Genomic DNA, 5,278 nt, shown 5'->3' on the forward strand with positions numbered 1-5,278 from the left:
GCTGTTCAGCCCCCTTTTGTGCGGCTAATGTCCTGAGTGCCGCCTTGTGCCCCGCATGCGTCCGCGTGTGCCTTGATATACGTCGAATCTATCATAAAGATATCCCCGGCAGGCTCGCCTATTGCGGCGTCCGCCAGCATTTTCCCTATTCCCTTATCCCGCCAGCGGCAAAACCGCTTGTGTATGCTGTTCCAGTTTCCGAATTCCGGCGGTATGTCCCTCCACGGAGCGCCCGTGCGCGTCTGCCACGCTACCGCGTTGATAAACAAACGGTTGTCTTTCGCCACTCCCCCGCGTTTCCCTGCCTGTCCGGGCAGCAGGTCTTTTATCTGTTCCCACGCCTCGTCGCTTATATCGTGCCGGTGAATACCTTCTTTTTCTTTCATGCCTCTATTTTACCTCTTTTCCCTTTTTTAGTCCACACTGCCTAGCCTAACGAGAGACACTGTTCTAGGTAGTGTGGACTTGAAGGTGGATGTAAAGGAAAACACCTGATATGAATAGCAACGATGAAGGAAACGGTAAGCTTTGCATAGCGCGTAGCGATTCCTCGCCAGCGTTTGAGGGTGCCGAAAACGATTTTAATGAAATATTCCATAGTTTGCTGTGGAGTATTTCATTCATATCTCCCTTTTTACCTCTCTCCTCCTCTTTAGTCAACACTACCTAGGTAGTGTTGACTGGAAGATAGAGGAATAAACACCTGACATGAATGGCGGCGATGAAGGAAGCGGTGAGCTTTGCGTAGCGTGTGGCAATTCCCCGCCAACGCTTGAGGGCGCGGAAGACATTTTCAATGACGTGCCGCGCCCGATACAGTTCATGACTGTACGCTCTCTGCTCTTTCCGGCTTTTAACCGGAGGGATGACGGCTGCTATATCCGCTTCCTTAAGCATATCGAGCAGTTCGTTCGTGTCATACGCTTTGTCCGCAAGGAACGCTTCCGCCTCCAAATCCTCCATAAGGAGAGGCGCTTGGCTACAGTCCGCGACAGTACCGCTTGTCACAATGCCGCCTGCCGGTATCCCGTACTCGTCGACTACCAAGTGCAATTTGCTGTTCAGCCCCCTTTTGTGCGGCTAATGTCCTGACTGCCGCCTTGTGCCCCGCATGCGTCCGCGTGTGCCTTGATATACGTCGAATCTATCATAAAGATATCCCCGGCAGGCTCGCCTATTGCGGCGTCCGCCAGCGTTCTCCATATTCCCTTATCCCGCCGGCGACAAAACCGCTTGTGTATGCTGTTCCAATTCCCGAATTCCGGCGGTATGTTCCTCCACGGAGCGCCCGTGCGCGTCTGCCACGCTACCGCGTTGATAAACAGGCGGTTATCTTTCGCCACTCCCCCGCGTTTCCCTGCCTGTCCGGGCAGCAGTTCTTTTATCCGTTCCCACGCCTCGTCGCTTATATCGTGCCGGTGAATGCCTTCATTTCTTTTCATGCCTCTATTTTACCTCTTTTCCCCTATCCAGTCCACACTGCCTAGAGATTTGACTACGTGCCTACACAACAGACCGTACTGCCTCCCTCTCGTCTATTATGATTTTTCCAGACGCAGGCAACGCCTCTTTCGCTCTGTAGAAGGCTTGCCTATCAATACGTTTGCGGCATTTCGCGCTCCATTCTGTAACGGCAACGGGTTGCCCTTTCGTTTTTCCCTCTAACCCTTGCAGGACGTTAAGCGTGAGCTTTTCATTCTTGCCGAGCCGTTCCAGTACTCCGGCGGGGACTAAAGAGCTTTGTCCGGTTACCGCCCACGAGCAGATTCCGCTTTCCCACGCAAGCGCGTAGCAGGCATCTTCAACATCCCGACCCGTAATCGATAGCGTAGCCTCGTTCGTTCCGCGCGTCCGTCTTATGGTGAGCGTGGTATCAGCGGTCGCGTTTATGCCGGTACTGCCTAATGCGCTTTCCATGTGGTCGCCGTCCCCGTTCGCGCCCTGCGGGTATGGTGAATAACCACCACCGCAATGCCCAGCGTATCGGCTATATCTTTCAATAGAGATATGCCTTTTACGGTTTGGCTGTAATCATTCATATCCTGAATGTCCAGCATTTTTTGCAGCGTGTCGATTATTACCACGCGGAAGTTGGGATGCGTCTGCAAAAACTCCTTAAGGTCTTCGGGTTTCTCCTTATCGTCTCAACCCGCGAGCCGTTAAAAGCCACTTCGCCGCCCTGCTTCAGTATCCGCTTCGGCGTGTCTTCCAGCGCACAGTATAATACGTCGGTCTTTCCCGCTTTCAGACTTCCTAGATAGGCTCCGCCTTGGTCAAGCGTGGCTACAAGCTGCAGCGCCGCCCAGCTTTTCCCGATTTTAGCCGCGCCGGCGAGTATCGTCAGCCCCTGATAGATAAGCCCTTCTACAAGAGGCGGCGTGTCGGGAAATTCAGTTTTCATTAGGCATGACAAAGACGTGCCTCATTCCGTGTTTTCCGGCTCGGGCGGCGGCAGAAACATCTTGAATACATCATTAAGCTCTTTCGCGTCCGGCGGTATCCCGTTTTCCCTGCATAGCGATAGCACCTTATCATTGGTCAATTCGCTGCGGTCGATTGTCGCGCAATAGTCGCGCAGTTCGATAGCCATCATGCCGCGCTTGCCTTTGTCGACCGGACGGTGCTTTCAAGCTGCGTGTGCTTGGAAAGGTCGGCGTCTCGCCGCATAGCGGCGAATATTTCTGCGCGCGAAAATCCGCTGTGAAGCGCATTCAGCGTTGCCCGCAATACGATAAAATGCAGCTCCTCCCCCGCGTGTTTGCGCTTGCTTTGCAAAAGGCACTGCTCAAGCGTTCCCTTTTTAGCGGGGGGGGGGTATAAAAACAAACACCAGCCAGCGCATTCGGACGCGCCGGCGATGCCTCTGCGCGAGCCTGTTTTGGCTTTGGCAGGATAAAATACGGTACGGGCGGCGCGCGAGAGTAGTTTCTGTGTAGGATATACGGCTTGCCGTCTTATAGCTGCCCGCTGCCGTGATGCTTTGGGTTTTGTATTCCACGCCCGCGCCGAACCTGCCCGATACTTCCGCGCCCGTATGCCGAAAGTACAGATGCCACCCGCCGCCCGGTGTTTCCGCGTAGCACGGAAAGCCCGGCACGCCGCCCGATTGCAGGACTGCTTCAAGATAAGAGGGCAGCGCCTGCCCGTTTTTCCGCAGGCGCGCAAGGCAGGCAATAAACGTTTTGAGACCGTCCGCGCCGTCCCTGTGGTTGCGGTCAACGTCTAATACAAGCCAGCCCCGCAGGTGCGCCTTGTACCGATCGCCGTGTTGCAGGGGCAGCGCAAGGGAATAGCTCGCGGGGTCGCCATCGGCGCTTTTTGCATAGAAGGGTTTCAGCGGAATGCCTGCCGACAGGGCAGCCTCCAGCGCGTCAATTCCCTGCCGCGTCCGGCGCGAAAGAATAAGTCGCATTGCCGCCCTTTCCGTGTCTGTCCGGGGCAAACCGCCCTCGTATTCCATGATTGCGGCGCGTTCCTCACAGGCTTCCCGTTCGTCTTCGGAGAGGTTGCAAACTCCGGCGTTTTGCGGTATATTGCCTATAGCAATTATTTCTTTCGCGCTTGCGCCCGTCCGGTCTCCAATCGGCGGGCATTTTTTTATCTCGGCGCTTATACGTTGCCCCCTTCCGCAGGCAGTACGTTTTTACGGGTCGGTTTCCGCTGGGTAACTAAACTATCGACCGTGCGTTTTGCCTCGCCCACAATCAAGCCAGCACGGGTCTTTTCGTCTTCAAAATTGATTTTAAGAGCGACCGTAGGCTGCGCCGCGGTACCTGCGAATGGCGCGCAACCTGCGCAAGAGCACTGACGCACCGGCAAGCCGTTCATGCAACAGCCGCAATAACGGCGGATTGCCGCGTACCGGTCTGCGCCTCTATGCGGCTTTGCCAGTCCGTATAAAGGGCAGCGGTCGTCCGTACATCTGCTGCCGTAACAATCGGCGCAGCGCACTTTGATTGCACCTTTGGCGGTCAACTTTTCGGGTAGGGGGTCATTTCGTGCCTCTCTGCACCGTGCGGATGCACTGCTCAGAGACGCGGCGTACCTCCCCCCGCGTGGAGTGTGAGGATAACGCCTATCTCCCCATAGTCCGAGGCGGCGTTGATAAGGCGGTTAAATGCTTCGATTGCAGCAGAGGCTGCCGTTTTGCGCTGTGCGGGGGTGCCTATAGCCTGCGCTACAAGCCCGTCAATGTACGCTTTTGCATAGTAAGGGTACGCGCCTATGCGGACGCACGGCAACCTGTCCAGCTTTGTCAGCCGAGAGATATTTACCTTGCTGCGCCCCAAAAGCTGGGATACTTGCTTGAGAGAATAGAATAGCGGCGGTAACGCCGTGTCTGTTTTTGGGGTTACAAAATCCATTTGTAACGCCTCCAAAAAAGACACACCTATCCCGTATGGGTGGTGTGTCTTTTTTGGAGGCGCTACTCTACTTTCGTTCGCGCCGGACAGATGCCATACACGACGGCACCTGTCCTGCCAACGGCGGTAGTTATCGGCTCCTCGCTTCTGCTAACCCCGCTGTCGGCTACATCTCTTATGTATGTTAAAAAACTGAAATGCTACTTACTCAAATTACTCACTGTTTTTACATACTCCGTTTTCCAGCGCGCGCAGGTCTTGCTCAAGTGTCTTTTTTATGTGCGCCTCCTGAAAAATCGGGTTGACGATTGCACCGCGCAGGGTTTGCACAATTTTCTGTTGGGCATGCGCAAGACCACACCACAAGCTTCCTTCCTGGTCTTTTTGTCGCCTCGTGCTTCCTAAATCCAAACGACGTAGTCCGGTGTGGTGGTGGCGACCGTCGTGGTCAACAAACTGACAGTGTCCGCTGTTTATAGCGCGGATAGCATACGAATATTCACCGCCCGCCGGTTGACCGGATTGTATGCTGCCCCACACAGACGCATGTCCGCAATATGTGCGGGCAAGCTCTGCGGGTCTCATGCCGAACGCCCGTGCGGCTTCGTTTTCTGGGTGCCCGTCGCTGTCGAATTTTGGCTTCAAATCGCGCCAATACACAATCGTCTTCATGCATAGTAGCATACACAAAAAACATCAGCATGTCAAGAGGGTTTTTTGTTGCGTACAATCACCGAGTGCTCACGGTACCCTTTTGCGCCCTTCGGCTATGATTGCCCGTTCCTCTGCGGCGTGGTTATTTCGCTGTTATGCTTTGCAAAAGCGCGGGGTTTTTGGCTACATAGTCTAACACGTCCGCCATAACGCCCGTGTAGCCCTTGCCTAAAGCCTTATACAGTTCCAAACATTCCGGC

11 protein-coding genes are annotated in these 5,278 nt (G+C 54.7%); all 11 read right to left on the reverse strand.

All coding sequences use genetic code 11. The annotated features are described in order from the left end of the window. Positions 1-5: 5 nt before the first annotated feature. The 11 genes from AWU74_RS03830 to AWU74_RS03875 all read right to left on the reverse strand — a co-directional run bounded on the left by AWU74_RS03830 (position 6) and on the right by AWU74_RS03875 (position 5,036). The gene (locus AWU74_RS03830; protein WP_062327778.1) at positions 6-386 is read right to left on the reverse strand and encodes an IS5 family transposase; all 381 of its coding nucleotides are present in this window, start codon (positions 384-386) and stop codon (positions 6-8) included. Positions 387-427: 41 nt separating this feature from the next. Further along, positions 428-598, reverse strand: coding sequence for a hypothetical protein (locus tag AWU74_RS11520; protein WP_187150821.1), 171 nt, complete (start codon positions 596-598; stop codon positions 428-430). A 68-nt stretch (positions 599-666) separates the two neighbouring features. Beyond that, positions 667-1,442, reverse strand: a protein-coding gene (locus AWU74_RS10210) for an IS5 family transposase (RefSeq protein WP_438816355.1) whose coding sequence is annotated in 2 segments (ribosomal slippage) — positions 667-1,076 and positions 1,076-1,442 — 777 coding nt in all. Because the reading frame shifts where the segments join, the coding sequence is not laid out codon by codon here. Between the two features lie 61 nt (positions 1,443-1,503). Next, a complete protein-coding gene (locus AWU74_RS03845; protein ID WP_062327787.1) occupies positions 1,504-1,917 on the reverse strand; it encodes a hypothetical protein in 414 nt (137 codons plus the stop codon). Then, positions 1,902-2,084, reverse strand: coding sequence for an AAA family ATPase (locus AWU74_RS13155; protein WP_062327790.1), 183 nt, complete (start codon positions 2,082-2,084; stop codon positions 1,902-1,904). The genes AWU74_RS03845 and AWU74_RS13155 overlap by 16 nt, the downstream gene beginning before the upstream one ends. Continuing rightward, positions 2,078-2,401 carry an AAA family ATPase gene (locus tag AWU74_RS13160; RefSeq protein ID WP_062327793.1) on the reverse strand — a complete coding sequence of 108 codons (324 nt, stop codon included), beginning with the start codon at positions 2,399-2,401 and terminating at the stop codon, positions 2,078-2,080. Before AWU74_RS13160 ends, AWU74_RS13155 begins: the two co-directional genes overlap by 7 nt. A gap of 21 nt (positions 2,402-2,422) precedes the next feature. After that, positions 2,423-2,593, reverse strand: a complete 171-nt coding sequence (locus tag AWU74_RS11525) for a hypothetical protein (protein WP_162482104.1) — start codon at positions 2,591-2,593, stop codon at positions 2,423-2,425. After that, complete coding sequence (locus AWU74_RS03860) at positions 2,590-2,775, reverse strand: hypothetical protein (protein WP_062327795.1); 186 nt, start codon at positions 2,773-2,775, stop codon at positions 2,590-2,592. The genes AWU74_RS11525 and AWU74_RS03860 overlap by 4 nt, the downstream gene beginning before the upstream one ends. A 25-nt stretch (positions 2,776-2,800) precedes the next feature. Further along, positions 2,801-3,412, reverse strand: a complete 612-nt coding sequence (locus tag AWU74_RS03865; protein ID WP_238580155.1) for a bifunctional DNA primase/polymerase — start codon at positions 3,410-3,412, stop codon at positions 2,801-2,803. A gap of 616 nt (positions 3,413-4,028) precedes the next feature. Next, a complete protein-coding gene (locus tag AWU74_RS03870; protein ID WP_062327802.1) occupies positions 4,029-4,364 on the reverse strand; it encodes a helix-turn-helix domain-containing protein in 336 nt (111 codons plus the stop codon). Positions 4,365-4,577: 213 nt separating this feature from the next. Further along, positions 4,578-5,036 carry a hypothetical protein gene (locus AWU74_RS03875; RefSeq protein ID WP_062429206.1) on the reverse strand — a complete coding sequence of 153 codons (459 nt, stop codon included), beginning with the start codon at positions 5,034-5,036 and terminating at the stop codon, positions 4,578-4,580. Positions 5,037-5,278 lie beyond the last annotated feature (242 nt).

The sequence above is a fragment of the Treponema endosymbiont of Eucomonympha sp. genome (genome assembly GCF_001028545.1).

What these genes read in the sequence shown, in the direction of transcription:
- AWU74_RS11525 (WP_162482104.1), bottom strand. Translation starts at nt 2,593, where the DNA reads ATGATGGCTATCGAACTGCGCGACTATTGCGCGACAATCGACCGCAGC.
- AWU74_RS03830 (WP_062327778.1), bottom strand. Translation starts at nt 386, where the DNA reads ATGAAAGAAAAAGAAGGTATTCACCGGCACGATATAAGCGACGAGGCG.
- AWU74_RS03875 (WP_062429206.1), bottom strand. Translation starts at nt 5,036, where the DNA reads ATGAAGACGATTGTGTATTGGCGCGATTTGAAGCCAAAATTCGACAGC.
- AWU74_RS03845 (WP_062327787.1), bottom strand. Translation starts at nt 1,917, where the DNA reads ATGGAAAGCGCATTAGGCAGTACCGGCATAAACGCGACCGCTGATACC.
- AWU74_RS13160 (WP_062327793.1), bottom strand. Translation starts at nt 2,401, where the DNA reads ATGAAAACTGAATTTCCCGACACGCCGCCTCTTGTAGAAGGGCTTATC.
- AWU74_RS03865 (WP_238580155.1), bottom strand. Translation starts at nt 3,412, where the DNA reads ATGCGACTTATTCTTTCGCGCCGGACGCGGCAGGGAATTGACGCGCTG.
- AWU74_RS03870 (WP_062327802.1), bottom strand. Translation starts at nt 4,364, where the DNA reads ATGGATTTTGTAACCCCAAAAACAGACACGGCGTTACCGCCGCTATTC.
- AWU74_RS11520 (WP_187150821.1), bottom strand. Translation starts at nt 598, where the DNA reads ATGGAATATTTCATTAAAATCGTTTTCGGCACCCTCAAACGCTGGCGA.